Annotated in this window: 21 protein-coding genes; 16 read left to right on the forward strand and 5 right to left on the reverse strand. The window is 70.5% G+C overall.

What is annotated here, in order from left to right; translation table 11 throughout:
* Positions 1-18 precede the first annotated feature (18 nt).
* Together RM590_RS30800 and RM590_RS30805 are read left to right on the forward strand one after the other, a co-directional pair.
* Positions 19-1,020 carry a phosphotransferase family protein gene (locus RM590_RS30800; protein ID WP_311708061.1) on the forward strand — a complete coding sequence of 334 codons (1,002 nt, stop codon included), beginning with the start codon at positions 19-21 and terminating at the stop codon, positions 1,018-1,020.
* Positions 1,020-2,435, forward strand: coding sequence for an MATE family efflux transporter (locus RM590_RS30805; protein WP_311708062.1), 1,416 nt, complete (start codon positions 1,020-1,022; stop codon positions 2,433-2,435). The genes RM590_RS30800 and RM590_RS30805 overlap by 1 nt, the downstream gene beginning before the upstream one ends.
* Before the next feature lie 106 nt (positions 2,436-2,541).
* Here the strand turns inward: RM590_RS30805 and RM590_RS30810 are convergent, their stop codons facing one another.
* Positions 2,542-3,573 (reverse strand): saccharopine dehydrogenase family protein, encoded by a 1,032-nt coding sequence (locus tag RM590_RS30810; protein ID WP_311708063.1) that lies wholly within the window; start codon positions 3,571-3,573, stop codon positions 2,542-2,544.
* Between the two features lie 110 nt (positions 3,574-3,683).
* Between RM590_RS30810 and RM590_RS30815 the strand changes: the two genes are divergently transcribed.
* Together RM590_RS30815 and RM590_RS30820 are read left to right on the forward strand one after the other, a co-directional pair.
* The gene (locus RM590_RS30815; RefSeq protein ID WP_311708064.1) at positions 3,684-4,649 is read left to right on the forward strand and encodes a helix-turn-helix domain-containing protein; all 966 of its coding nucleotides are present in this window, start codon (positions 3,684-3,686) and stop codon (positions 4,647-4,649) included.
* A gap of 77 nt (positions 4,650-4,726) precedes the next feature.
* Positions 4,727-5,410: an SMI1/KNR4 family protein gene (locus tag RM590_RS30820; protein ID WP_311708065.1), complete on the forward strand. Its 684-nt coding sequence runs from the start codon at positions 4,727-4,729 to the stop codon at positions 5,408-5,410.
* Positions 5,411-5,451: 41 nt separating this feature from the next.
* Here RM590_RS30820 and RM590_RS30825 read toward each other — a convergent pair whose 3' ends face one another.
* Positions 5,452-5,910 (reverse strand): winged helix-turn-helix transcriptional regulator, encoded by a 459-nt coding sequence (locus RM590_RS30825; RefSeq protein WP_311708066.1) that lies wholly within the window; start codon positions 5,908-5,910, stop codon positions 5,452-5,454.
* A gap of 83 nt (positions 5,911-5,993) precedes the next feature.
* On the opposite strand from RM590_RS30825, the gene RM590_RS30830 reads away from it, so the two are divergent.
* The 7 genes from RM590_RS30830 to RM590_RS30860 all read left to right on the forward strand — a co-directional run bounded on the left by RM590_RS30830 (position 5,994) and on the right by RM590_RS30860 (position 16,438).
* Positions 5,994-7,214: an MFS transporter gene (locus RM590_RS30830; RefSeq protein ID WP_311708081.1), complete on the forward strand. Its 1,221-nt coding sequence runs from the start codon at positions 5,994-5,996 to the stop codon at positions 7,212-7,214.
* A 427-nt stretch (positions 7,215-7,641) separates the two neighbouring features.
* Positions 7,642-8,541, forward strand: coding sequence for a family 43 glycosylhydrolase (locus RM590_RS30835; RefSeq protein WP_311708067.1), 900 nt, complete (start codon positions 7,642-7,644; stop codon positions 8,539-8,541).
* Positions 8,542-8,619: 78 nt separating this feature from the next.
* Complete coding sequence (locus RM590_RS30840; protein ID WP_311708068.1) at positions 8,620-9,966, forward strand: DUF6055 domain-containing protein; 1,347 nt, start codon at positions 8,620-8,622, stop codon at positions 9,964-9,966.
* A gap of 701 nt (positions 9,967-10,667) precedes the next feature.
* Positions 10,668-12,335 carry an extracellular solute-binding protein gene (locus RM590_RS30845; protein ID WP_311708070.1) on the forward strand — a complete coding sequence of 556 codons (1,668 nt, stop codon included), beginning with the start codon at positions 10,668-10,670 and terminating at the stop codon, positions 12,333-12,335.
* A gap of 98 nt (positions 12,336-12,433) precedes the next feature.
* Entirely contained in the window at positions 12,434-12,595 is a 162-nt protein-coding gene (locus tag RM590_RS30850) for a hypothetical protein (RefSeq protein ID WP_311708071.1), read from the forward strand.
* A gap of 345 nt (positions 12,596-12,940) precedes the next feature.
* Positions 12,941-14,263: an extracellular catalytic domain type 1 short-chain-length polyhydroxyalkanoate depolymerase gene (locus RM590_RS30855; RefSeq protein ID WP_394814007.1), complete on the forward strand. Its 1,323-nt coding sequence runs from the start codon at positions 12,941-12,943 to the stop codon at positions 14,261-14,263.
* A gap of 171 nt (positions 14,264-14,434) precedes the next feature.
* The gene (locus RM590_RS30860) at positions 14,435-16,438 is read left to right on the forward strand and encodes a beta-galactosidase (RefSeq protein WP_311708072.1); all 2,004 of its coding nucleotides are present in this window, start codon (positions 14,435-14,437) and stop codon (positions 16,436-16,438) included.
* 235 nt (positions 16,439-16,673) lie between these two features.
* Here the strand turns inward: RM590_RS30860 and RM590_RS30865 are convergent, their stop codons facing one another.
* Positions 16,674-17,375: a GH12 family glycosyl hydrolase domain-containing protein gene (locus RM590_RS30865; protein WP_311708073.1), complete on the reverse strand. Its 702-nt coding sequence runs from the start codon at positions 17,373-17,375 to the stop codon at positions 16,674-16,676.
* Positions 17,376-17,428: 53 nt separating this feature from the next.
* Entirely contained in the window at positions 17,429-17,995 is a 567-nt protein-coding gene (locus RM590_RS30870) for a cellulase family glycosylhydrolase (RefSeq protein ID WP_311708074.1), read from the reverse strand.
* A 623-nt stretch (positions 17,996-18,618) separates the two neighbouring features.
* Here RM590_RS30870 and RM590_RS30875 point away from each other — a divergent pair.
* Positions 18,619-19,074, forward strand: a complete 456-nt coding sequence (locus RM590_RS30875) for a hypothetical protein (protein WP_311708075.1) — start codon at positions 18,619-18,621, stop codon at positions 19,072-19,074.
* 238 nt (positions 19,075-19,312) lie between these two features.
* Here RM590_RS30875 and RM590_RS30880 read toward each other — a convergent pair whose 3' ends face one another.
* Positions 19,313-20,752, reverse strand: coding sequence for an MATE family efflux transporter (locus RM590_RS30880; protein ID WP_311708076.1), 1,440 nt, complete (start codon positions 20,750-20,752; stop codon positions 19,313-19,315).
* Positions 20,753-20,924: 172 nt separating this feature from the next.
* Here RM590_RS30880 and RM590_RS30885 point away from each other — a divergent pair, with 172 nt between their 5' ends.
* The 4 genes from RM590_RS30885 to RM590_RS30900 are packed head-to-tail and all read left to right on the forward strand — an operon-like array spanning position 20,925 to position 25,763.
* Positions 20,925-22,493 carry an ABC transporter substrate-binding protein gene (locus RM590_RS30885; protein ID WP_394814008.1) on the forward strand — a complete coding sequence of 523 codons (1,569 nt, stop codon included), beginning with the start codon at positions 20,925-20,927 and terminating at the stop codon, positions 22,491-22,493.
* Positions 22,478-23,446 carry an ABC transporter permease gene (locus RM590_RS30890; protein WP_311708078.1) on the forward strand — a complete coding sequence of 323 codons (969 nt, stop codon included), beginning with the start codon at positions 22,478-22,480 and terminating at the stop codon, positions 23,444-23,446. The genes RM590_RS30885 and RM590_RS30890 overlap by 16 nt, the downstream gene beginning before the upstream one ends.
* Positions 23,443-24,288, forward strand: a complete 846-nt coding sequence (locus RM590_RS30895; RefSeq protein ID WP_311708079.1) for an ABC transporter permease — start codon at positions 23,443-23,445, stop codon at positions 24,286-24,288. Before RM590_RS30890 ends, RM590_RS30895 begins: the two co-directional genes overlap by 4 nt.
* Positions 24,285-25,763 (forward strand): ABC transporter ATP-binding protein, encoded by a 1,479-nt coding sequence (locus RM590_RS30900; RefSeq protein ID WP_311708080.1) that lies wholly within the window; start codon positions 24,285-24,287, stop codon positions 25,761-25,763. The genes RM590_RS30895 and RM590_RS30900 overlap by 4 nt, the downstream gene beginning before the upstream one ends.
* Positions 25,764-25,885: the final 122 nt, after the last annotated feature.

The following is a 25,885-nucleotide window of genomic DNA, read 5'->3' on the forward strand; positions in this document are numbered from 1 at the left end:
GGAGCGTCTGTGGAAGCCGTGACCGAGAGCATCACCAAGAACCGGCAGTCGCCGCGGACGCTGCGGGCGATGATCGAGCGAGCCTACGGGGCCGAACAGGCGCCCGACGGCGACGACTTCGCCGAGGAGATAACGCACGGCTGGTTCAATGTGGCTTACCGGATCCGGCTTCGCGACGGACAGCGGGTGGTGTTGAAGATCGCGCCACCCGCCCACGTCGCGGTGCTGACCCGTGAGCGGGACATGATGCGCAACGAACTCGCCGCCATGGCACTGGTCCGCGAGCACACCCAGGTCCCGATTCCACGGGTCGACCACGCTGATCTCTCCCGGGAGTTGGTCGACGCCGACTACTTCTTCATGGAGTACGTCGACGCGGACAACTTCGGCATCGCCACCTCGGAGGGCCGTCTCCCGGCGGAAGTCGTCACCGCGGGCGGACGGCAGTTGGGCGCGCTCAATCGGGAGCTCAACTCGATCGTGGGGCCGCACTTCGGTCCCCTGCGGGGCCCGGGATCGGCGACCTGGCGTGCGGCGTTCGGCCAACTGGTCGAGGACACCCTCGTCGACGGAGAGCGTGTGTCCGTCGACATCGGCCGGAGCTACGACGAGATACGCGCGACAGTCGCCGCACACGCGAGCGTGCTCGACGACGTGACCGAGCCGCGATTCGTCGAGGTCGATCTCTGGACGAAGAACTCGATGATCAGGGACGGCCAGATAGTCGCGATCCTCGACCATGAACGCGCCATTTACGGAGATCCGATCATGGAGGCCGGATTCACGGGCATCGACCTGCCGGTGTTCGGGGAGCCCACCGACTTCATCCGGGGCTATGGGCGGGGGGAGTTGTCCGAGTCGGAACGCGTACGGCGGCGGCTGTACTCCCTGTACCTTGCCGTCATCATGATCGTCGAGACCAAGTACCGCGGCCACCGGGACACCGCGACCTACGACTTCGGCCGTGAACAACTCGACCTGCTGATGGCTCAGTTCGGCCGCAGCCCCGCAAGGTGCTGATGCGCGACCACACGTCGGCGCTCGGCACCCGGCCGGTCGGGCGTCTGCTGTGGAGCACCAGCGCCCACACGACCATGTCGGTCGCCACCTATGGCATCTACGCCCTGACCAACGCCTGGTTCGTCTCCCGGGGGGTCGGCCCCGAGGCGCTGGTGGCCGTGAACGTCGTGTCGCCCGTCCTGTTGATCCTCGGGGCCGTCTCCACGACGGTCGGCGTCGGGGGCGCGTCCATGGTCTCGCGCAGCCTCGGCAGCGGGAACCCACGGCAGGCCGCGCGGGCGGCCGGCAACACCTTCCTCGTCTACTGGACGACGGCGATCGCCATCACCCTGCTCGGCCTGCTCCTCCTCGACCCGCTCCTCACCCTGCTGGGCGCCAGGGGAGACGTCCGCGGCCACGCGCACGACTACGCGCTGATCATGCTGGCCGGCGCGATCACCGCGACCGGCTTCTCCAGCCTGGTGCGGGCCGAGGGGCGGCTGCGCTTCTCCGCCCTGCTGTGGATGCTCCCGGTCCTGTGCCAGATCGCGCTCGATCCGCTGCTGATCTTCGGCCTCGGCTGGGGCGTTCGCGGCGCCGCCCTCGGCACGGTCGGCGGGCAGGCGGTCTCCATGGGGCTGAGCCTGTGGTTCTTCTTCCTCCAGCGCGACCGCCCCTACCGCATCACCCTCGCCGACCTGCGACCGCACGGCCCGACCCTGCGGGAGCTGGTGGCCGTGGGCACCCCGTCCTTCCTCGGCGGCTTCGGCAACACGCTCATCATGTTCATCGCCAACAACCGCCTGGCGGCCCTCGGCGACCCGGCTGCCCTCGGCGCGTACGCCACCTCCATCCGCGTCACCACGTTCGTTCTCATGCCCCAGACCGGCATCGCCCAGGGCATGCAGCCGCTCATCGGCTACAACGCCGGCCGCGGCCTGATCGCGCGCGCCGAACGCACCCGGGTCCTCGCACTGCGCGCGACCGTGCTCTACGGGACGGCCGCCTGCCTGGTCCTGCTCGCCGTGGCCGACCCGCTCGCCGCCGCGTTCACCGACGACCCGGCCACGCGGCGGGCCACGGCCGAGGTGATGCGTGTCGTCGCGCTCGGCTATCCCTTCGCCGGCGTGACGGCACTCCTGGCGACCTACTTCCAGGCGCGCGGCCGGGCCCGCCCCTCATTCGTGATCTCCGTGGGCTCGATCCTCGCCGTCCACATTCCGCTCCTGCTCGCCCTCGGCCTCTTCGGAACGCCCTGGCTCTGGATCAGCTTCCCCGCGGCAGCGCTCCTCTCCGCCGCCGGAGCGATACTCATCCTCCGCCGCACCACGCCCGCCGAATCCTCGCGGGTTCGCGACGACGTGACGCGAGGAACGACAGCGCCGGCCGAGCCGGCCACCACGAACGCCGCCACCGACGCGGGTCAGGAGCGTTGACCCGAGGTCCGTACTCGGCGGATCCCGGGCCTTTTGCCACGCCCCTCGGGGGAGATCGAGAGCCCAGAACACACAGCAGCCCGGCGCAGCCTGGCCCCTCAGCCCGCTACCGACGCAGTTCCAGGGAAATGTACGAGGACAGCGCGCGGAGGAAATCGGGCGCGTCGAAGATCTCGCCGGCGGAAGCAACGCCGACCGTCCTGGTCCGTCCCGTGAGGACCCGGTCGACCGCTTCCCCGACGAGCGGCGCGGTGACGGCGTAGATGTCCCGGCCCTGCGCCACGGCGCGCCGTTCGCTGCCGCCGGAGCGCACGACGACGTCGACGAGGAAGGTCTGCGCGGACCGCCCACGTTCATCGGCCGCGGCCGGCGGCGGTGTGTCCGGTGCCGACACCTCCCTGGCCGCCTCGCTCGTCATGTAGGTGCGCACCTCGGGGATGGACAGGTGGCTGGGGACGGTGACGACATCAGCCATTGTGAACTCCCCGATGACGGCCCGGGGACCCATCGGGTCGGGGAAGGGCCACTCCAGGGTCGGCGGGTCGTCATGGCGGTACTCCAGCCGCCCGTTCGCGTAACGGACGCGTCGGCCGTCCCGCCGCTGCCGGGAGACCGCGCCAGCGGCGCGCGTTCCGGCGGTGGGGTGCCAACTGCTCAGCCCGTACGCGATGTGCGCCTCGTCGGCCGCCGTCCAGTCGCCCATCGCGGCCGTGGTCAGCAGGTCGCCGAGGCCGCCGTAGAAGGCCATCGCGGGGACGACCACCGCTCCCGCGGCGCGGGCGCGGTCCGCGAAGTGCGCGAACGTGTCGACGTTGGCCTCGATCTCGGCCGCCACATCCACATACGGGATCCCGGCGCGCAGGGCCGCCTCGATCACGGGGGCGGCCGTCGTGGCGAAGGGCCCGGCGCAGTTGATCACGGCCGCCGCGCCGGCCAGTGCTCGGTCGAGCGAGGCCGGGTCGTCGACCGACGCCGGGCGGGCGTCCAGTCCGGGTTCGGACACCGCCAGCACCTTCAGCTTGTCGGCGTCACGCCCGGAGAGAACCGGGACGAACCCGCGATCCCGCAGCTCTGCCACCACAAAGCGCCCGGTGTGCCCGTACGCGCCGAACACCGTCACCTTGAGCCCGGATCCCATGGGTTCTCCCTCGCACTTGAACGATCTGTTGCGATCAGTTGTGGACATCCTGTCGAGGGTGGGCGCCCACCACGAGTGTCTGGAACGCCATGACCCATACAATTCCGGACGTGACCACTATCGCGCTGGCCGTCACCGACGGGATGCTGCACTTCGAACTGTCCCTCGCGTACGAGGTGTTCAACGCCGCCCCGGACGGCGTGACGGTCCCCTGGTACGACCTCGTCGTCTGCGGGCCGGGCGCCGTGCGGGCCGGGCGGTTCGCGCTGGAGCCCGACCACGGCCTCGACCGGCTCCCGCACGCCGACACCGTGATCGTCCCGGGCTGGGCCGACGTCGATGCGGACCCACCCGCCGACCTGGTCGACGCGGTGCGCGCGGCCCACGAGGCGGGCACACGCGTGGCCTCCCTCTGCACGGGCGCGTTCGTGCTGGCCGCCGCGGGCCTGCTCGACGGGCTGCGCGCGACCACGCACTGGGCGCACACCCAGGACCTGGCCGTCCGCTACCCCCGGGTGGAGGTGGACCCGGACGTCCTCTACGTGGACAACGGCAGGGTGCTCACCTCCGCCGGAAAGGCCGCCGCCATGGACCTGTGTCTGCACCTCGTCCGCCTCGACCACGGCTCGTTGGTCACCAACGCCGTAGCCCGCCGCCTGGTCGTGCCGCCGCACCGGGACGGCGGCCAGGCCCAGTTCGTCACCACCCCGGCGCCCGCCCCGGACAACCACCCGCTCGCCGAGCTGTTCCCCTGGGTGATCGAACGACTGGACCAGCCGCTGACCGTGGAGGACCTGGCCCGCCAGGCGCGGATGAGCTCGCGCAACCTGGGCCGCCATTTCCGGTCGGTGACCGGTACGACCCCGCTGCAATGGCTGCTCACCCAGCGGATCCGCCACGCCCAGGAGTTGCTGGAGATCACCGACGACAGTGTCGACACCATCGCGGCGGCCACCGGCATGGGCACCGCCACCACGCTGCGCCGGCACTTCAACCGCACGGTCGGCGTGCCTCCCGACACCTACCGACGCACTTTCCGCTCGCGAACCCGCCCCGTCCCGAGCGACAGCGGGTGATGGCCAGGGCCAGGTCGAGTGATCGCCGTCGCCGGGCGCAGCATGACCTGTCGGACCCAGCCCGTAGTGTCGTCGGCATGCCGGATCAGTACAACGCGGACAGCGAGGCCGCCAGGGTGGTCGCGGCCTGGGGGCGGGTCGAGGCATGGCTGCGCACGCACGCTCCGGTGTCGGCGAAGACGATCCTGCCCCCGGCCGACGCGCGGGTACTGGCCGACGCCGAGGTCCAGTTGCGCGCCGCGCACGGGCACGGCTTCCCCGAAGAGCTGACGGCGCTGTGGCACCTGTGCGGCGGGGTGGGGTGGGTTGATTTCGGGGAGGACGAAGGTGGGGTTATGGCCGCCTACGAGTTCCTCGACTCCGTGCTGTTGGGACCGGGTGAGGCGGTGTGGGCTCGCGGCGCCTGGGAGGGGATGGCCGGGAGCCCGTCGGGTGTCCCGCGTCCGGTGACGGACTGGGTTCCCTGGCTGGGACCGGACAACGACGCGCCCGACAACGGCCGGTACGCCTCCTCGTCGGGCGTGGGCCGGTGGGCCTTCCACGAGGGCGCGGAGCTCGATGCCCCGACCGGGTTTCCATCGGTGGCGGCGTATGTGGAGGCGGTGGCGGACGCTTTCGAGCACGGCACCGGCCCTCTGGTGTCGAGGCCGGCGCCCGACCGGCATGTGCCCGGGGTCGTGGGCGGAGCGCTGATATGGGCGCGTCTGGACCGCCCCCACGGGGTTCCGGACGGCTGGGAGCCGATCCACCCGCTCCCCTGAGCACCTGCCGCCGAGGAGTGAACGCGCCGAAGGCCGCTCTTCTACGGGGTCTTCCGCACGTGGGTGTTGTCGGTGTCCAGGAGCGCGCCGTCGGCGCCGGTCGGCGTGATGTCCGGCACCGGGGTGCCGTGCTGGTCGACAAGGGTGGAGTGCGTCTCGCCGGGGGCGAAGGCGTGGCGTTCTCCCCATTGCCGCAGGGTGACGATGACCGGGAAGAGGTCGCGGCCGACGTCGGTGAGCACGTATTCCTGGCGGCGGCCCGATGGCGCGGTGCGCTGGGCGAGGACCCCGTGAGCGGTGAGCTTGCGGAGGCGGTCGGTGAGGATGTTGCGGGCGATGCCGGTGCGTCGCTGGAACTCGGTGAACGATCGTGCCCCGTCCATCGCGTCGCGGACGACGAGAAGGCTCCACCTGTCGCCGATGAGGTCGAGCGTGCGGGCGACGGGACAGTGGGGGTCGGTCCAGTCGGAGTTCGGGGCGCGCATGGTCATGCGCGACATGACACCTCCCGATGAGTTGCAGATTGAAACAATCATGCCGTACGGTCCAATCGGTTGCAATCTACTACCGATTGAGGTGTGCGATGGACGTGTGGCGGCGGTTGCTGCTCGCGGTGGTGTGTGGTGTCGCTGTGGCGAGCATCTATGCCGCGCAGCCGGTTCTGGGGCCGATGGGACGCGACCTCGACGTGTCGGCGGAGCTCACCGGATGGATCGTCGCGACCGGCCAGTTCGGCTATCTGGCCGGGCTGGTGCTGCTGGTGCCGCTCGGCGATGTGATCGACAGGCGCCGGCTCATCGCCGCGCACCTGGCGCTCACCGCGGTGGGCATGATCCTGACGGCTTCGGCGTCGGCCGCATGGGCGGCGTTCCTCGGGCTCGCGGCGGCCGGGGTGTTCGCGGTCGTGGTGCAGACCGCGGTGGCCTACGCCGCGTCGGTGTCGCCGCCTGCCGAACGCGGGCGGAACATAGGCGTCGTGACCTCGGGCGTCGTGGTCGGCATCCTGGGCGCGCGGATCGTCACCGGCGCGCTCGCCGAGGTGTGGGGCTGGCGGAGCGTCTATGCCGTGCTCGCGGTGCTGTCGCTCGGCCTCGCGGCCCTCGTCCTCGTCGTGCTGCCGTCGGAGGAACGCCCCCACCGACTCGCGGGGTACGGGCGGGCCGTCGTCTCACTCGGCGAACTGTTCGGGCAGCGCGCCTTCCTGACGCGCGGGCTCATCGCGTTCTTCCTGTTCGCGTCGTTCGGAACCCTGTGGAGCGGACTGTCCCTGCCGCTGACGGACACGCCGTGGCAGTTGAGCGAGAGCCAGACCGGACTGTTCGGCATCGCCGGACTCGCCGGCGCGCTCGGCGCGGCGCGCGCGGGACGGTGGGCGGACGCGGGACGGGCGATCCCGGTCACCGGCCTCGCGCTCGCCCTGCTCATCCTCTCGTGGGCGGCGATCGCTCAACTGCCGTGGTCGCTGTGGCTTCCCCTCGCCGGAATCGTGGTTCTGGACCTCTCGGTCCAGGCCGTGCACGTGAGCAACCAGCACCTGCTCACCGCCGCGCATCCGGAACGCACCAGCGGCGTCATCGGCGGCTACATGGTCTTCTACTCGCTCGGGTCCGCCCTCGGCGCGGCCGCAACCACCGCCATCTTCGCCAGCCACGGCTGGACGGGTTCCAGCCTCCTCGGCGCGGGCTTCGCGGCCTGCGCGCTGGCCGTGTGGGCGACCGACAGGCGACGACTGGATCCCGACAGCGCGGACCTCCGATCCGTTCCAGGCCACCCCTCCAAGTTGCTCGGAAGCGCCAGAAGTTGATGCTGTTTCCCGGGTTGACGCGGCCGGTATCGGCAGTAGCTTTCTAGGTGCCAAATCCCGTACGTCGTTCGAGATTTCAAACGGCAGGAGCCGGAGATGGCTGCCTCCCATGAACGAACGGCCAGGCACACGGCGGGTGCTGGCGACGGCTACCGGTACTGCGGCGGCGATCGTGCCCGGCGGACCCGCAGCCGCGAGAAGCGTCCCCCCCTTCTCCTCGTTCTTCGTGCAGAAAGGAGGCACCGCGATGACGCGTCGTCGATCGTTCAGGCAATTTGTCCTGGCGGCGGCAGCCCTGGTTCTCACCGCCGTCGGACTCGCCACGACGGAAGGTTCGGCCTCGGCCCAGCAGACCGCGGACACCGCCAGAGTTGAATCGTTAGAACCGTCAGGAGCCGCGCCGGACACCCCGGACGGCCCCGGGCTGATGGCGAACCCCATCGTCACCGACATCTACACCGCCGACCCCGCCACACTCGTCGTCGACGGCACCGCGTACATCTTCACCGGGCGCGATGAGGCGGCGTCCGGCCAGCAGCAGTTCGTCATGCGCGAATGGCACGCCTTCTCCTCGCGGTCCCCCTCGAACGACCCGGCCGCCTGGCAGCACCACGGAGCGGTCCTCTCGCTCAACACCTTCGCGTGGGCCGGCGCGAACGCCTGGGCCTCCGAGGTCGTGCAGGGTCCCGACGGCCGGTTCTACTGGTTCGTCTCGGTCGACGGCCGCACGGACAACGGGTGGATGAACATCGGAGTCGCGGTCGCCGACCACCCGCTCGGCCCGTACCGGGACGCCATCGGCGGCCCGCTGATCTCGGACGCCACCCCCAACTCCTCCGCGCTGAACATCGACCCGACGGTGTTCAGCGACGACGACGGCGAGATCTACCTGTACTGGGGCTCGTACTGGGAGCCCAGAGCAGTGCGCCTGCGGGACTCCATGACCGCACTGGACGGCGGGGTCTTCGAGCCGGCGGGCCTGACGGGCTTCTGGGAGGCGCCCTGGCTGTTCGAGCGCAACGGCGTCTCCTACATGGCGTATGCCTCCAACTCCGGCACCGACTGCGTCACCAGCTCGTCCTACGCCTGCATCAGGTACGCGACCGCCAACAGCCCCGCGGGCCCCTGGACGCACCGGGGAGTCGTGCTGGGCCAGGTGAGTTCGACAACGAACCACCCGGCCATCATGCAGTTCGGCGACCAGTGGTTCATGGTCTACCACACCGCCGACGCCCCCGGCGGCGGGAACTTCCGCCGTTCCGTGGCCATCGACCAGCTCTTCTTCAACACGGACGGCACCATGCGGAAGGTCGTCCAAACACCTTGAGCCGATGGCGGCCCGACCCCCTCGGGACCGCCCCCCACATCGCAACGGAAAGGTGATTCCATGATCCGGAGATTACAGATGCCCGGCAGACGGGCCCCGTGGCGGCGCGGTCTCGCGCTCGTGGCCGCGTTCGCAACGGCACTTGTGCTCGCGGGCTCGGCAGGCCCGGCCAGCGCGGCACCGGACACAGAAGTCCAGGCGGAGAAACTGACGCGGGTCCCGCAGTTCATCATCGACGAGGGCGCCGAGACCAGGAACGTCGCCGAGTCCGAGCACTTCGCCGTCCGCTGGGGTGACGCGGTCGACGCCGTCGCGTGGGGACGCCAGAACCGCGGGATCGACAACTACCCGCAGTGGGTCGCGGACCACATGGACGACATCTACGACTTCTACGTGAACCAGGTCGGGTTCGTCGATCCCGCCGATCACCCGGTCGGGTCCCAGTACAAGATCAATCTCTACCTGTGCGGGACATGGTCGGGCGGTTTCCTGCCCCCGGCGAACTGGGCCGGCCGCGACGACATCGGACTGGGGCACATGTGCCTGCCCTACGACAAGATCTGGGACGACTGGGTCGAGTCGCACGAGTTCAACCACGTCCTCCAGAACTACGCCGTCGACATCAACATCGCAGGCGGCAACGGCGGTGGCTGGGGCGCCGGCAACCCGGTGGCCGGGCCGGTCTGGGAGGCGCACGCCAACTACATGGCCCGCATGAAGCGCCCCGAAGTGGTTGTCGGATCCGGCTACTACGTCGACCGCCAGCACCGCCGGTGGCTCTCCCAGGAGACCTACTACGGCGACTGGATGCTGTTCAACACCATCCGGGACCTCTACGGAGCAGAGGTGATCGACCGGTTCTGGTTCGAGGCGCGGCAGGGCGAGCACCCGATCGACACCATCAAGCGCGTCCTCGGTCTCGACCACCAGGAGTTCGCCCAGCTCATGGCCGAATACACGTCCCGGCAGGTCGTCTACGACTTCACCGACGGCGCCGCGATCCGCAGCGACCTCTGGCGCGGCGGCGGGAGCTACCGGCCCCTGCACACCGATTTCCTGCAGAACCTCGGCGGCGGTCAGTACCGGATCGCCGACAGCGACGCCCCACACCAATACGGCCACAACGTCATCCGGTTGAACCCGACCGGCGGCCAGGTGTCCGTCCAGTTGCAAGGACAGTCGAACCTCTCCGGCGCCGACTGGCGATTCCGGCTGGCGGCGGTGTCGTCCAACTTCTCCGTCCGGTACAGCAACACCTTCGCGCCCGGCCAGACGGCGAACTTCAGTCTCCAGAGCGGCGAGACGCACATGATGCTCGTCGTCACGGCCACTCCCTCGCAGCACCGCAACTACCCGATGTGGCAGGTCGGGGTCGGGGACCCGTTCCCCTACCAGCTCTCGATCCAGGGCGCCTCTCCGGCATAGAAACGCGGTAGCGCCAGGATCGGGAGTGAAGGGATCAAGAGCGACAGCACGCGTCGGCCCGCCGCACACCAGGCGGCGGGCCGACGCCGGCACGACAAACAAGGGCGCCGACCGAGTCCCGGCCGGCCCCGCGCCTGGGCGTACCGATGTGGTGGGTTGTTGACACAACCTGCTGAGCTGCGCTTTCGCGATGTCAGCGACCCCTCAGCACAGCTTGAGCAACGCAGTTGGCACATGACTGTGAGTGCTCGTCAGAGTTTCAGGGGAGCACTGGAGGGCGGCCCGTGACGGGGTGCCCAGCTGACGTTGTGGAGCTGTCCACGGAGGTAGTGGAGGACAGCGTCGTCAGGTATCCGCAGGGAACGGCCGACTCGGACCGTAGGCAGGTGATGCACCAGATGCCGGCGGAGGACGACAGGGCAGGAGGAACTGGGCTCCGTCTTCAGCGTTACGCAGGAGGTGTGGATTCGAAGCGCTTCGATGCTCAGCCATAGCCCTGATCCTGTCAAGGGTTCGCGCGACAACGACTGAGATGCCCAAAGCTCCCCCTTGGTCACGTCTCTGATTCCCGCATCGAACTCGTGCCGCAGACCTTGTGCAACCCGCCGAGGGGTCCTAATCTCCCCGTGCATCGAAGCGCTTCGACCATTCGTCTTACGTATCACTGGTGAAGCGCAATATCGCGAAGGAGTGCCGTCGTCATGCCGAACTCACGCTCCGGGCCGAGCCGGAGAAGCTTCCTCGCCTCCACCGCGGTCGCCACCGCCGCGGTCGGCGGTCTGCCGCTGCTGTCCGCGTGCGGGGGTGAGGGAAGCGGCGGCCAGGAGGGGCGGGTCTCCGAGGACGCGCTGCGGTCCATCCTGCCGACCTACCGAGCCTCGGACGCCGCCGTCGAGCCCGACATCGCCAGCGAGAACGGCTCCAGCGCCGGCTACACCCGGTGGATACCGCAGGAGGAGTTGGGCGTCTCCGTGCCCGAGCCGCGGGGCAGCGGCAACCAGATCACCGCCATGACCCCGCTGTGGGGCACGCCGCCGGAGTCGGGCAACCCCTTCTGGCGGGCGATGGACGAGGCCATCGGCGTGCGCATGAAGTGGCAGGTCCAGGACGGCAACACCTACGGCGAGAAGCTCGCCGCCACCCTCGCGTCCAGCGACATCCCCGACGTGGTGTGCATCCCCGGTTGGGAGTTCCAGGGCCAGATACCCCAGGCCATCTCCAGCCGTTTCGCCGACCTCGGCCCGTTCCTCTCCGGCGACGCGGTGCTGGACTACCCGAACCTCGCCGCCATTCCCACCGAGGCCTGGCAGCCGGCGGTCTTCGGCGGCGCGCTGCGCGGCCTGCCCATGCCCGCGAACCCCAACAGCGGCGTTCTTCTCTACTACCGGCAGGACATCTTCGACGCCAACGGCTGGACGCAGCCCAGAAGCGCCCGGGAGTTCTTCGACCTCTGCGTGGAGATCACGAGCGCCCGCAACCGGGTCTGGGCGATCGACGATCCCAAGTGGTTCGGGGCGCGGATGTACGGGGTGCTGCCCGACAAGCCCCTCTACTGGAGGCGGGAGAACGGGCGGCTGATCAACCGCGTGGAGACCGAGGAGTACCTCGAGGCCCTGGAGTGGACCCGCACCCTCTTCGAGGCCGGGGTGGTTCACCCCGACGCGGTCGCCGCCGCCGGTGACCAGACCGGCCGCTTCGCCGCCGGCGAGTGCCTCATGTACATCACGGGTGAGGGGAGCTGGTATGGCGTGGCGGCCGAACAGCGGACCGCCAACCCCGAGTTCCGCATGAACGCCATGGACTACTTCGCCCCCGACGGCGGCGACCCCGTGCTGTGGCGGGGCAACGGCTCCAGCATCTGGACGTTCGTCAGCAAGAACCTCCCCGAGGACCGCATCCGTGAGGTGCTGGAGCTGGCCAACTTCACCGCCGCGCCGTACGGCACGGTGGAGCAGCGACTGAAGACCTACGGCATCGAGGGCACCCACTACACCCTGGAGGACGGGCTGCCGGTCCGCACCGAGCAGGGCAACATCGAGGTCGTCCCGGAGACCTACACCTTCATCGCCTCGCCGCAGAGCTTCGTCGCCTACCCCGACCTGCCGCAGGTCGTCGAAGACTTCACCAGTTGGCAGCACCGGAACTTCCGCTTCACCCAGGACCCGCTCTTCATCGGCCGGCAGATCCAGGAACCCGCGCGCCTGGCCAACCTCAGCGACGCCTTCGAGGACCTGGAGGACGACGTCGTGCGCGGCCGCCAGTCCATCCGCGACCTGCGCAACGCCGTGGACGAGTGGCGTCGCAACGGCGGCGACGAGCTGCGCGACTTCTACCAGGGCCTCCTGGACGAGGGAGACGGGGCCGCCTGACCTCGACGCGTACTCCACGACACCACACAGGCGGTGCTCCGGGCCGGGCGGGGGCCTCCCGCCCGGCCCGGGATACTGCGGAGAGCAAGGAGAGTTCCGTGTCGCAGAGCACGGTTTCGCGGCCCTCCGTATCGCGGGAGAGCGGTGGTGGCCCGCCGCATCATCGTGAGCAGGGACGGCTGCCCCGGTCCGGCCGCCGTCAGTTCTACGAGCCCTACCTCGGCACGAACTTCTTCGACTCCATGTCGCAGAGTGCCTGACGGGGCTGGAGACCTTCGAGCGGATGATGGACGACCCGGAGTTCTGGAACGCCGTCCGGAGCACCCGGTCTTCTTCACCCTCCAGCTCATCTTCCGCATCCCCATCGCCCTCGCCGTGCTGATCAACAGCTTCCTCCACAGCAAGGTCCGCGCCTGGTTCCAGGCCATCCTCCACCGTTCGTCCAGCGGCACTTCACGAAGGGCATGCTCATCGGCGCCATGAAGAGCTGAAGCGTGCCTCCCCCAGTCCTGCCTCCGGCGGCGGCGCACCATGCCCGGACACGTCTCCAGGAGCCTTGGACCCCGCCTGTCCCACGGTCCCCCTGACAACGAAGGAACGAGCCCATGTCCACGGTCATCCGATTGCGCCGCGGCGCGACAGCGGTCTTCGCGATCGCGCTCGTGCTGGCCTCCGCGCTGATGGTCTTCGTGACCCCCAAGGCGGCGCACGCCGCCCAGCTCCAGCAGATCACGAACTTCGGGAACAATCCCGGCAACCTCGAGATGTACCTGTACGTGCCGGACAACGTCCCCGCGGACCCGGCGATCGTGGTGGGCAACCACTGGTGCACCGGGCCCGCGACCGACTTCCACAACGGCACGCAGTTCGACGAACTCGCCAACCAGTACGGCTACATCGTCATCTACCCCTCGGTCACCCGCAGCAGCAAATGCTTCGACGTCGCCTCCCAGGCCTCGCTCAGCGGCACCGGCGGCGACTCGGTCAGCATCAAGTCGATGGTCGACTACACCCTCGCCAACTATGGGGCCGACCCGAACCGGATCTACGCCACCGGCGTGTCCTCGGGTGCGATGATGACCAACGTCCTGCTCGGGGTCTACCCCGAGGTGTTCAAGGCCGGGTCGGCCTACGCCGGCGTCCCGTTCACCTGCTTCGCCACCACCAACGGCTCGGAGTGGAACAGCGACTGCGCGACCGGGACCATCGACCGCACGCCACAGCAGTGGGGCGACGCGGTCCGGAACGCCAACCCCGGCCACACCGGGCCCTGGCCGCGCATGCAGATCTGGCACGGCACCGAGGACGAGGCGCTCTACTACCCGAACTTCCAAGAGCAGATCGACCAGTGGACCAACGTCAACGCCACCGACCAGACGCCGGAGTTCACCGACCATCCGCAGTCGAACTGGACCCGCACCCGCTACGGCGGCACCGGCGGCCAGGCCCCGGTCGAGGCGATCAGCATGGAGGGCGTCAACCACGGCCTGCCGCACCAGCCCGCCGAGACACTCCGCTTCTTCGGCCTGACCGCGTCCACCGGCGGTTCCACCGCGATCGTGGGCACGGCGTCGAACCGCTGCGTGGACATCCCGAACTCCTCGACCACGAACGGGACGCAGGCGCACCTGTGGGACTGCAACGGCGGTTCCAACCAGATGTTCACCCGCACCTCGGCAGGAGAGCTGACGGTCGACGGCAAGTGCCTCGACGCCGAGGGCTGGGGTTCGGCCAATGGCACCCGAGTGGTCGTCTGGGACTGCTCCGGCGGCGCCAATCAGCGCTGGAACGTGAACGCGAACGGCACCATCACCAACGCCCACAACGGCCTCTGCCTGGACGCGATGGGCGCCGCCACCGGCAACGGCACCCAAATCATCCTCTGGACCTGCAGCGGCACATCAAACCAGCAGTGGACGCTCACCTAGCTCCGATTCCCGAGCACCCGACCCGAGGTGCCTGGACTCGCCTCCAGGCACCTCGGTGACCTCCAAAGAACTGGATCGGAGCGCACTCGCCCGGCTCGACTCCGTTCACCGCCTCGTGCGCTGCGAGACCGCGCCGGCCCACCCGCCACCGACCCGAACCAGAGGAACTCCATGAACCGCTTCGCCGCAGGCCAGGACCTGCCCGACCTCATCGTCGGCGCCAACTACCACCCGCACGACTCCGACCCCGCCACCTGGCGGCGCGACGCCGCGATGATGCGCGAGGCCGGCATCCGCATGGTGCGCCTGGGCCACCTCGCCTGGGACACCTTCGAACCGAGTGACGGCGAGTTCCGCTTCGACTGGTTCGACGAGGTCATGGACCTCATGCAGGACAACGGGATCGGCGTCATCCTCGACATCGCCGTCCGGCCCGCACCGCTGTGGCTCCACCGCAAGCACCCGTCCATCGACATCACCGACGCGAACGGCAACCGGCTCCATGCCAACCACCGCTACATGGAGGACGTCGGCGACCCCGCGTTCCGGTCGCACGCGATGCGCTTCGCCGACGCGCTGACCAAGCGCTACGCCGCCCACCCCGCGCTGGCGGCGTTCGGCATCGACAACGAGCCCGGCGACGGCCCGATCTCCTACTCCGAGGACGTCAGGTCCCGCTTCATCGCCTGGCTGGAGGCGAAGTACGGCACCACCGAGGCGCTCAACGCGGCCTGGGCCGGCCACCGGTGGTCCCGCCAAATCGGCGACTTCGCCGAGGTCGGCCTCCCGAAGTCCGGGACCTACCCGGGCGCCCCCGAACGCGTCCTCGACTTCCGCCACTTCGTCTCGCACGAGGTCGAGACCTACCTCGAGGAACTCCTCGACGTCGTCGGCGCCAACGCCCCGGACGCCCTCACCACCACGAACATGTGGTACTACGCCGACAGCAAGCACTTCGACTACGCACCGATCGCCTACACCGGACGGATCACCCGCGCCGGGAACGGCTTCTACCCGGGCGGCTCGATCATCGACAACGGCGGCCTGCGCGCCGCCCTGTTCGGCATGGCCCGCATCCAGTACGAGAACACCACCCCGTTCTGGTGCACCGAGTTCACCACGATGACCGCGGTTCCCGGCTCGATCCGCAAGTCCGCCTACGCGTCCCTCATACTCGGCAACCAGCTCGTGTGCGGGTGGACCTGGCAGACCATGCACGCCGGCGAGGAGCAGTTCCTCCAGGGCATGGTCGACTGGGACGGCCGCCCCAACCGCAAACTCGACGAGTACCGGCGGATCGCCGCCGAGTTCGCCAAGCTCGAAGGCCGCGGCTTCCCCTACCGGCCCCGACCCGAGATCGCGGTGGCGCTCGACTTCCCGAGCCAGATCGCGAGCGTGGTCCTCCCGGAGCGCCACGACGCCCAGGCGCAGACCGCGTTCGAAGCCGTCATTGATCGCAACCTCGACGTCCGCCTGGTGGACCTCGCCCGCAGCGAGCTCGACTACAAGCTGCTCCTCATCCCCGGCGTGCTGGTCCTCGACGAGGTGGCCGCCTTGCGCGTCCGCGCGTTCGTCGAAGGCGGCGGGACCGCGATCATGACCTCCAACTCAGCGACGCTCGACGCCGACGGGCAGGCGTTCGCCACCACCCGGCCGGGCCGGCTCGACGACGTCTTCGGCATCCGCGTCGGCTCCTACGAGGAGACCGCGATGCTGAACGAACTCGCGCACGGCCGCACCGGACACGAGGTGCTCGACCTCGAGTTCGACGGCCGCGCCATCGCCGCCGTGACCCCGCGGTTCGACGTGGTCGAGCCGGTCACGGCCGACGTCCTCGCCCGCGCCGCCGTACTCGACGGGGACCGCCCGCTCATCACCGCCAACCGGTACGGGGCCGGACGCGCGGTCTACATCGCGCTCCCGGCGCGGCGCGAGGTCCTCGACCCGCTGCTCGAATCCGAGATCACCCGCCTGGGCATCGCTTCGGGCCCGCCGGTCCCGCCGGGGGTGATGGCCCGCGCCGTCGACGGCCGCCATGTGCTCTACCTCAATCTTGACGCCGAACCCAAATCGATCGTTCTGCCGGGCAAGGCGACCGGTGTTCTCCGCGAGACGCGCCACGACGGCGGGCTCACTCTCGGCGCCTACGATGCCGAAGTGGTCGAACTCGACTGACTGTGGCTCGCGACCACCGCACGATCTTCAGGAGTCCACAACCCCCGGTGATCACGCGGTGGCCGAGCCCGTTCCCGCCGGGTCCGACGCGAGATCGCGAAGCCGGACTGGAGCACTGGGCCGTGTTTACGAACCCCCTGGCCAGAAGCCCGGGGTATGCGTGGGCGGTTCCGCCTCCAGGGCTGAGACGGCGGACCGCCGGGCCCGCTCTCGGGCCCGGCGGTCGGATCGGCCGCTACGTCCACACCCCGTAGCTGTTGCAGTTGAAGTTGTGCCCTCCGGCCGACGAGGTGATCTCGAAGCCGAACGCGATCTCGTCGATGCTGACCTGCGGCATTCGGCCCTGGCTCACCAGCCACTGGCAGTGCGCGGTGATGTCCACCCACGAGTCGGTGGTGTGGTTGCGCGCCAGGAAGCTGTGAACGGCGTTTGACCCGTTGCTTCCCTGGTAGTAAGCCCAGTCGCGGTAGCCGAGGTTGACGTCGGTGACGTACGAGCCGATCGGGCCGACCGAGCCGTGCCACTGCGTCCAGATCATGATCTCGTAGTCGTGGCCGTTGCCCCACACGTCGTAGGTGGTGCAGTAGGCGAGGCCCGAGCCCGAGGGCACGGTGACGTTGTGGTTGCTGGAGACGTTCCCCATGCTCCAGACGTCGCGCCCCAGCATGTACCTGGCATGTGGGTAGGACTTGACGCCTCCCGTGTTCGGGTGATCGGCCCAGACGCCCCAGTTCGAGTAGGAGTTCGCCCAGATGCTCTGGGGGCCGGTGCCGCTGCCCCAGACGTGGTTGTGCACCGTGTACGCGCCGTCCCTCCACTCCCCCCACTTGTCGGAGGAGGACCAGGTGGCGGCCTGTGCGGGGGACGCGAGGGCGCCGACGGCGCCCGCGGCCAGCGGTGCGGTCAGTGCTGCGGTGAGGAGTGATCTGCGTCGCATGAAACACCTTTCTCGAGAAACTCGGCTTCATCTCTGATCGGTTCGGTTGCCGGTCAGGCTGTGGTGCCGGTACGGGTCAGGGTGTAGGTGAGCGTCACGGTGGAGATGTCGTTGACTTCGGCGAAGAAGTCCTGTTTCAGGGTGATCTGACCGGCGGCGTAGTTGGGGGTGAAGGTGCGGCCGTATTCCTTGTAGGAGGTCCAGTTGTGAGGGCCCGCGTTGGTGCCGTCGGCGTAGACGGCCTTCATGGTGGCCAGCCGGTCGCCGTCGAAGGCGGTGGGGATGGTGAGGCCGCTGGTGGTGCCGGTGGCGTTCCCCAGCGCGGGGGGTGTCGTAGCTGATGACATTTGCCAGGAGTCGTGGTGGACGTTGAGCAGGGCGTACAGGCCCTCGTCCAGCGCCATGTTCACGACCTGCTCGACGCGGTCGAGGTAGGCGGGGTCGATGGTGTAGCCGGGGGCGCCGCCCTGGTGGTCCTTCCAGGTCACGGGGAGCCGGATGCTGTTGAAGCCCTGGTCGTGGACGGCGGCGAGAGGTTCGGGAGAGATGCGGGCGTTGCCCCAGGAGGTCTCGTCGGGGATGGCGTCCAGGGTGTTGCCCACGCTCCGGCCCGGCTGCATCGCCGCGACCACCTCCTCCGTCGTGGAGGGCTGGCGCGGCTCCTGGTGTGCTTCGGTGCCGGCGGTCGAGCCGAAGGCGGTCGCCGAAGGGCCACCAGGCTGAGGAGGATCGCCACGAGGGCGATCAGAAGTCTGTGCTCACGAGGCTTCACGAGTCATTCCTCTTGCTTGAGGTTCCTCGAGGGGGGGTGAAGCGGCTCGTGCCTGTCGACGGAGGTGACGTGGGCACGAGCGTGGGCTGGTGCGGTGATCGCTGGGTCAGCGCACGGGAACGTGCGATGGCGCGGGTGGTGTGGGGGAAGCGGCTCATCGTCGCGCCGGGGTCATACGTCAGACAAATGATCGAAGCGCTTCGATTGCGCTGAGATTAGGACTCATGGGCGGGTCGCGCAACCCCTGCTGCAGCGTTCGATGAGCGATTCGACGGCTGTTTTTGAGAATCGAAGCGCTTCGACAAGGGAAGGGATGCGGGAGGCCTCGGCCAGCGGCACCATGTGGTCGATGTCCAGCCGACGGGAGCCGGTGCGGCCAGCCGCCATGGTCCTTCCTCGCCCATACCGGGTTGACCATCCACCCACCAGCCCCACGGAACCAGCGAAAAGATCAGTAATTGGCACGCGACGGTGCTGACGGACGACGTGTTTACTGCGACGAACCCGTCACGAGAGGATGCGAGACGGCGGACCGCCCGCTCTCCGGCGGGCGTGCCGGGCGAGGGAGGCGGCATGTCGCTGGGGTGGAAGATCACGGTTATTGTGCTGGCGGCGGCAGGGGTTGTCTCCACGCCGTTGATCTGGCTGCTGGATAGCCCCGATACGGGACAGTTGGCCGGGGCTTCCGTCCAGGCCGCTGTCGGTATCGCCGCCCTGGTGTGGGCGTTGTTCCAACCCTCGGGCAACAGCGCAGACGACACCGTCGTGAGGACTGGACAGTCCCGCGCGAGCGACGGAGGTACGGCCATCACGGGCATGCGACGCCCTGAGGGCAGGGGCAGCGGATCAGCGAAGGCGGACACGACCGGCGACGCCACGGCCACCGGCGACGGCAGCAGCGCGGTCTGCGGCATCGACTACAGATGACCAGACCGGCTCTCCGGGCAGCGCACCCAAGACGAGTGAGGGACGTGGTCGTGTGGCAGAGGACAAGCGCCCACAAGACCCTGCGGACAACGCTCCTGATGAGCAACTGTGTTGCATGGTGGGGGAAGTGCCACGGCAGCGTCCGGGGGCACAGCGGGATCGTCAACGGATGGCCCGGCCCCGGTAGCGCGGGTGCCGGTCGGTGGCCCTCCACGGTCCGTTGTACGCTCCGCTATCCCTATCCCTGTGTCAGTGTGGGTGTTGCGGGGGGGTTGCTCGTGTGTGCGGTGAGGCCGCGGTGGTAGCGGCGGAGGAGCAGCAGGGCGGTGGCGGCGAGGCCGGTGAGGAGGCCGAGCCAGACGCCGGTGGTGTCCAGGCCCGCGGCGTGGGCGAGGAGCCAGGCGGCGGGCAGGCCGATCAGCCAGTAGCCGACCAGGGTGACGTAGAAGCCGCCCTTGGTGTCGTTCAGGCCGCGGAGCAGGCCGACGCCGATGTTCTGGGCGCAGTCGAAGAACTGGAGGATGGCGGCGACCAGTAGCAGGTCGGTGGCGATGGCGGTCGCCTCGTGCTCGGAGGGGGAGAGGAAGGGCCGCAACACCAGCGCGGGTGCGAGGGCGTAGACGGCGGCGACGGCGGTCATGACGGCCGTGGCGCAGGCCAGCGCGGTGTTCTTCAGGCGGCGGGCGGCGGCGACGCGGTCGAGGGCGAGTTCGCGGCTGACGTTGATGGACGCGGCGTGGGACAGGCCGACGGCCACCTGGAAGACAATGTAGACGAGTTGGTTGACGGCCGTGTGTGCGGCGAGGGCCGCGCTGCCTAGGGTGCCGGCCAGGAGCGCTACGACGAAGAAGAACCCGGCCTCCGAGCCGTAGGTGGCGGCTATGGGGGTGCCGAGACGAGTGAGCTTGCGCAGCGTGGTCCGGCGCGTGGTCCAGACTCGGATGTCGAGCAGCGGAGCGAGTTCAGGGTCGCGGCGCGCGGAGGCGTACAGGGCCAGGCAGGACAGCAGGTACACCAGGGAGGTGGCGACGCCGATGCCCGGCAGGCCGAGTTCGGGCAGGATCCAGGTGCCGCGGATGAGCGCCGCGTTGAGGGCGGCGTTGACGGCGATGGAGGCGAGGGTGATGCGCAGCAGGGCCTGGGGGCGGCGCATGCCGACGGTGAACTGCCGGATGGCCTGGAACCACAGGCAGGGGACGAGCCCGGGCGCCATGGCGTAGACGACGGGGAGGGCCGCGTCGACGACCTCGGGGTCCTGGCCGAGCCAGGCGACAGCGTGGCCGATCAGCACCATGAGGACGGCACCGGCGAGACCCGCCAGGGTGGCGAGGGCGAGCGCGGCGCGGACCAGGCCGCGCACCTCCTCGTCGGCCCGCACACGCGAGGTGCCGGAGTCGGCGGACTCGGCGCGGGCGGCCGCGGCGGCCACCTGGTTGCCGACGGCGGTGACCATGCCCACGCCCATGGTGCGCAGTTGGTTGAAGATGACGAGAGCGAGGCCGCCCGCCGCCAGGGCCTCGGTGCCCATCAGGCCCATCATCACCGTGTCGGTTGTGGTCAGGGCGACCTGGGCGAGCTGGGTGAGGGCGAGCGGCACGGCCAGGGTTGCCAGGGCCCGGCTGTCGCGGAGCAGCGTGCGTGTCGGCGTTGGAGTTGGCGTCGGCGTTGGTATCGGCATCGCGAGCTTGTGCTGGCCTGTGCTGGCTTGGACGGAGCGGTCGCCGAGGACCCTAGCGAGACAGACCAAGTTAGGCAATTCCTACTTTTTGACCAGGGGGCACTTTGCGCATCCCGCGTTCTTAGGATAGGCACACCTAAGCACAGCCATCCGCGTGGGACGACTTTCGGACATGGAGCAAGACGACGTGACCTGGACCAGACGACAACTGCTGGGGGCGGGCGGCGGCATGGGAGCGGCCGCACTGCTCGCGGCGTGCGGGGGCGACGCCACCTCCTCCGGTCAGCCGTCAGGCGGCCCGACCGGCCGGCCCCGCCGCGGCGGCACGCTGCGCGTCGGCGCGCTCGGCCGCGCCGCGGCCATCACCCGTGACCCGCACGGCACGCAGGCCAACGAGAGCGACTACCTCATCCTCTCCCTGGCCTACGACACCCTCACCGTCCCCGGCGACGCCGAGACCACCGTGCCGCGTCTCGCCACCGCCTGGGAACCCTCGGACGACCTGCGGACCTGGCGGTTCACCCTCGCCGAGAACGCCGTCTTCCACGACGGCAGCCCCGTCACCGCGGCCGACGTCGTCTGGTCCTTGCGGCGGCTGCGCGGCACGCCCGCCGGGGGGTCCCGGCTGCCCGGCATCCAGGCATCGAACATCACCGCCGACGGTAACCGGACCGTCGTCCTCGTCTCCGACTACCCCAACGCCGAACTCCCCCTGCTCACCCGGCTGACCACCTTCGTGCTCAAGCGCGACACCGCCGAGGCGGACATCGCCGGCGCGCCCGGGACCGGCCCGTTCGCGCTGGAGTGGTTCCGTGACGGCAACGCCCGCCTGGTCCGCAACGACGACTGGTACGGCGGCGAGGTGCACCTGGACGCCATCGAGGTCAAGATCTTCGAAAGCCCGCAGGCGATGGGCAACGCCATGCTGGCCGGCCAGCTCGACCTGGCGTCCAACGTGGGCGCGGTCGCCGCCCGCACCGCGGAGGGCCGGGGCGACGTGCGGATCGTGCGCCGCCCCGACGACATGGCGATGCCGATCGTGATGCGCACCGCGGACGGCCCGTTCGCCGACGAGCGGGTACGCCGGGCGCTGCGGTTGGCCGTCGACCGCGAGGCCATGGTCGAGCAGGTCCTGTCCGGCTACGGCACGGTCGGCAACGACATCCTCGGCACCGGCGACCCGGCCTACGCCGGCGACATCCCGCAGCGCACCCGCGACCTGGACGCGGCCCGGCGGCTGCTGGACGAGGCCGGATTCGACCTCGGCCGCACCTACGAGCTGTACACCACCGAGGACATCGCGGGCCTGGCCGAGTCGGCCTCCCTGTTCGCCACCCAGGTGCGGGAGGCGGGCGTGGACGTCGAGGTGGTCAAGCAGGAGTCGGCGACCTTCTGGGAGGAGACCTGGCTCAAGGGCGACCTCTACACCACGTACTGGGGCACCAACGACTCGGTCGTCTTCTTCGCCAGCAAGACCATGGTGTCGGAGAGCGGGCAGAACGAGACCGCCTGGGACGACGCGGAGTTCGACGCGGCGTACGAGGACGCCATGGCCACCGCCGACGCGGGCGAACGGGCGCGGCTGCTGCACCGGTTGCAGGAGATCCAGCACGAACGGTCCGGCTACCTGCTGTGGGGGATGGCCGACGGCATCGACCTGGCCCGGCCCGAGGTGGGCGACCTGCCGCGCCTGCCGGGGTACGGGCGGGTGCAGCTCGAACGCGCATGGCTGGACCGCTGAGCCCCGCCCGCCTCCGCAGGCTGGGAGGCGGGCTGGCCGGGCGGCTGCTGGAGCGGGCCGCGCTGCTGGTCTGCCTGCTCGCGCTGGTCTTTCTCGCCGTCGAACTCCTGCCGGGCGACGCCGCCACGGCCACCGCCGAGCGGGGGGAAAGCGCGGCGGACGTCCAGGCCCGCCGCGAACTCCTGGGCCTTGACCGCCCGTTGCCGGAGCGGTTCGCGGACTGGATGCTCGGCGTACCCACCGGGGACCTGGGTACGTCGGCGCGGGGCGAGCCCGTCGCGGAGCTGCTGGCCAGGCCGTTTCCCAACACGCTGCTGTTGGGCGGGCTCGCGCTGCTGCTCACGGCCACCGCCTCCCTTGCTCTCGGCTGCTGGGCGGCGCTGCGTCCCGAGGGCGCGGTCGACCGGGCCGTGACCGGGTCGGCCACCGCGGTGCTGGCGCTGCCGGAGTTCGTGGTCGCGACCGCCCTGGTGCTCGTGCTGTCGCTGTGGGCCGGCTGGCTGCCCGCCGTCACCCTCACCGACGCCGACGGGCACCCGGCCTCCTGGCGGATGATGGTCCTGCCGGTCCTGGCCCTGACGATCCCCCAGATCGGCTGGAACACCCGCCTGGTGCGGGCCGCCCTGGCCGACGAGGCCCGCGCCCCGCACGTCGAGGCGGCGGTGCTCGACGGGCTCCCGCCGCGCCGTGTCCTGAGCCACCACGTGCTGCCCGGCGCGCTGCCCGCGATCGCCGCCGGGCTGGCCACCTCGACCGGCATGCTGCTGGGCGGTGCCGTGGTGGTGGAGACCGTCTTCAACTACCCGGGGGTCGGGTCGGTCCTGGCCGCCGCCGTGCAGGCGCGGGACATCCCGGTCGTGGCCGGCGTCGTCGCCCTGACGGGCGCCGTGATCACCGGCGTGCTCCTGCTCGCCGACGTCGTCCGCGACGCCCTCGCCGGAGACCGCCCATGAAACGCCCCGTGAAACGCCGGGGAGCCGCCGCGCGGCTGCCGCGGCGCGCGCTGCCCGCGCTCTCCCTCGCCGTGCCCGCGCCCGCCCTCGCCCTCGCCGGCCCGTGGCTCGCCCCCGAGCCGCTGGACGTCCCGGTGACCGCGCCCTACGCGACGCCCGGCCACGGCGCGCCGCTGGGCGGCGACCAGCTCGGGCGCGACGTGCTCAGCCGGCTGCTCGCCGGCGGGCGGGACCTGATCCTCACCTCCCTGCTCGCGGCGTTCCTCGTCACCGCCCTCGCCGCCGTGCTGGGGACGGTCAGCGCGCTGCGCCCGGCCGTCGGCCGGGTGATCGAACGCGCCGCCGACATGCTGATGCTGCTGCCCGCCGTGCTCGGCGTCCTGCTGATCGCGCTGGCCTGGCCGGACGGCGGCAGGTGGGCGGTGATGCTGGCCGCCGTCGTCCTGGGCACGCCCTACGCCGTCCGGTTCGTGGCCGCCGCGGCGGCACCGGTGGTCTCCTCCGGTCACGTCGACGCGGCCGCCGCCGGCGGCGAACGCCTGTGGCACCTGGTGCTGGTCGAGGTGCTGTCCAACCTCCGGGCCACGCTGCTCGCCCTGTTCGGGCTGCGCTTCGTCGCCGCCGTCTACGTCGTCTCCACCGCCGGGTTCCTCCAGGTCGGGCCCCAGCCCCCCGCCGCCGACTGGGCGCTCATGGTTCGTGAGAACACCCCGGGCATCCTCCTCAACCCCTGGGCGGCGATCGCCCCCGGCGCGGCCATCGCCCTGTTGGCCGTCAGCGTCAACCTGCTGGCCGCCACCCTCGTCCCACGCACCGGCCGGAAGGCGGTATCCCTCCGATGAGCGACCCCGTGGTGGAACTCACCGGCCTCACGATCCGGGCCGCCGACCGAACGCCTCTGGTCGAGGACGCCCACCTGCCCCTCCTCCCCGGGCAGGTCACCGCACTCACCGGCCCGTCCGGCTCGGGAAAGACCACCCTGCTGCGCGCCGTACTCGGCGTACTGCCCCCCGGCACCACCCTCGACGCCGGGCACGCCCGTGTCCTGGGCCGGGACGTCTTCGCCCTGGGCGAGCGGGACCTGCGCCTGCTGCGCCGCCACCACCTCGCGTACGTCGGGCAGGACCCGGCCTCCGCGCTCAACCCCCGCATACGGGTCGGCTCCCTGCTGCGGGAGGTCGCCGCCGACCGGTCACCACGTGCCATGGCGGCGCTGCTGACCGAGGTGCGGCTGCCGGAGCCGGAACGGCTCCAGCGTCGCCGTCCCACGGCGCTGTCCGGCGGGCAGCAGCGGCGGGTCGCCCTCGCCCGTGCCCTGGGCCGGCGGCCGGACGTGCTGCTGCTGGACGAGCCGATGGCGGGACTCGACCCGGCGCTCCGGGCGGAGATGGGCGACCTACTGCGCCACGTCGCGCGCGAGCGCGGCGTGGCCGTCGCCCTCTCCTGTCACGACGCGGAGCTGGTGGCGCGCATCGCCGACGAGACGGTGGCGCTGGGTCCCCCCGAGCCCGCCGCGGCGCCGCCCCGCCCTCGCCCCCGCCGGCCGGCGCGCCGGGAACCGCGAAGCGACCCCCCGCTGCTGGCCGTCCGCGGCCTGGGCGCCGCCTTCGGCCGCGGCGCACGTGCCGTACCCGTCCTGCACGACATCGATCTCACGGTTGCCCCCGGCGAGGCGGTGGGCGTGGTCGGCGCGTCCGGCGCCGGCAAGACCACGCTGGTGAGAACCATCGTCGGCCTGCACCCCATCGCCGCGGGAACCGTCACCCTCGGCGGCCTGCCGCTGCCCTCCGGGCTGCGCGGCCGCCCCCGCGAGCAACGGCGACGCCTCCAACTCATCCCCCAGGACCCGCTGGGCGCCCTCAACCCCAGCCGCACCATCGGCGCCACGCTCGGCAGGCCCCTGCGCCTGCACCGCCGAGCCGCGCCCGCCGACATGCCCACGCGCGTCGCGGAACTCCTCGCCCAGGTCGGCCTCCCGGAGGACTTCGCCCGGCGCTACCCCCACCAGCTCTCCGGCGGACAGCGGCAACGCGTCTCCATCGCCCGCGCCCTGGCCGCCGACCCGGACGTGCTGGTCTGCGACGAAGTGACCTCAGCCCTGGACGACGCCACCGCCACATCGGTCATGGACCTGCTCACCGGGCTCCGGGAGCAACGCGGACTCGCCCTCATCCTGATCAGCCACAACCTGCCACTGGTCGCCGACCGCACCGACACCGTCACCGTCCTGGCCACCGGCCGGGCTGTGGAGTCCGGCCCCACGCGAGAGGTCCTCACCACCCCGGCACACCCCGCGACGGCGGCCCTGCTGCCCTAGCCCCGTACTTCGCGGGTCGCTGATTCAGGTCTGCAACCGGCGCGGTTGCATCACTTCTAGGCCGAGGAGGTCCAGCAGGTGGAGGTGGACTCCCCGGGCCATGAGGATGGTGGGCGGGTCGG

It is taken from the genome of Streptomyces litchfieldiae, assembly GCF_031845365.1.
GTDB lineage: Bacteria > Actinomycetota > Actinomycetes > Streptomycetales > Streptomycetaceae > Streptomyces > Streptomyces litchfieldiae.

Bases quoted from the DNA above. Each gene is read 5' to 3' on its own strand.
- RM590_RS30835 (WP_311708067.1), top strand. From the start codon at position 7,642: ATGGCGAACCCCATCGTCACCGACATCTACACCGCCGACCCCGCCACA.
- RM590_RS30830 (WP_311708081.1), top strand. From the start codon at position 5,994: ATGGACGTGTGGCGGCGGTTGCTGCTCGCGGTGGTGTGTGGTGTCGCT.
- RM590_RS30805 (WP_311708062.1), top strand. From the start codon at position 1,020: ATGCGCGACCACACGTCGGCGCTCGGCACCCGGCCGGTCGGGCGTCTG.
- RM590_RS30865 (WP_311708073.1), bottom strand. From the start codon at position 17,375: ATGCGACGCAGATCACTCCTCACCGCAGCACTGACCGCACCGCTGGCC.
- RM590_RS30855 (WP_394814007.1), top strand. From the start codon at position 12,941: ATGTCCACGGTCATCCGATTGCGCCGCGGCGCGACAGCGGTCTTCGCG.
- RM590_RS30900 (WP_311708080.1), top strand. From the start codon at position 24,285: ATGAGCGACCCCGTGGTGGAACTCACCGGCCTCACGATCCGGGCCGCC.
- RM590_RS30890 (WP_311708078.1), top strand. From the start codon at position 22,478: ATGGCTGGACCGCTGAGCCCCGCCCGCCTCCGCAGGCTGGGAGGCGGG.
- RM590_RS30885 (WP_394814008.1), top strand. From the start codon at position 20,925: ATGGAGCAAGACGACGTGACCTGGACCAGACGACAACTGCTGGGGGCG.
- RM590_RS30895 (WP_311708079.1), top strand. From the start codon at position 23,443: ATGAAACGCCCCGTGAAACGCCGGGGAGCCGCCGCGCGGCTGCCGCGG.
- RM590_RS30845 (WP_311708070.1), top strand. From the start codon at position 10,668: ATGCCGAACTCACGCTCCGGGCCGAGCCGGAGAAGCTTCCTCGCCTCC.
- RM590_RS30880 (WP_311708076.1), bottom strand. From the start codon at position 20,752: ATGCCGATACCAACGCCGACGCCAACTCCAACGCCGACACGCACGCTG.
- RM590_RS30825 (WP_311708066.1), bottom strand. From the start codon at position 5,910: ATGTCGCGCATGACCATGCGCGCCCCGAACTCCGACTGGACCGACCCC.
- RM590_RS30810 (WP_311708063.1), bottom strand. From the start codon at position 3,573: ATGGGATCCGGGCTCAAGGTGACGGTGTTCGGCGCGTACGGGCACACC.
- RM590_RS30870 (WP_311708074.1), bottom strand. From the start codon at position 17,995: ATGCAGCCGGGCCGGAGCGTGGGCAACACCCTGGACGCCATCCCCGAC.
- RM590_RS30820 (WP_311708065.1), top strand. From the start codon at position 4,727: ATGCCGGATCAGTACAACGCGGACAGCGAGGCCGCCAGGGTGGTCGCG.
- RM590_RS30840 (WP_311708068.1), top strand. From the start codon at position 8,620: ATGCCCGGCAGACGGGCCCCGTGGCGGCGCGGTCTCGCGCTCGTGGCC.
- RM590_RS30860 (WP_311708072.1), top strand. From the start codon at position 14,435: ATGAACCGCTTCGCCGCAGGCCAGGACCTGCCCGACCTCATCGTCGGC.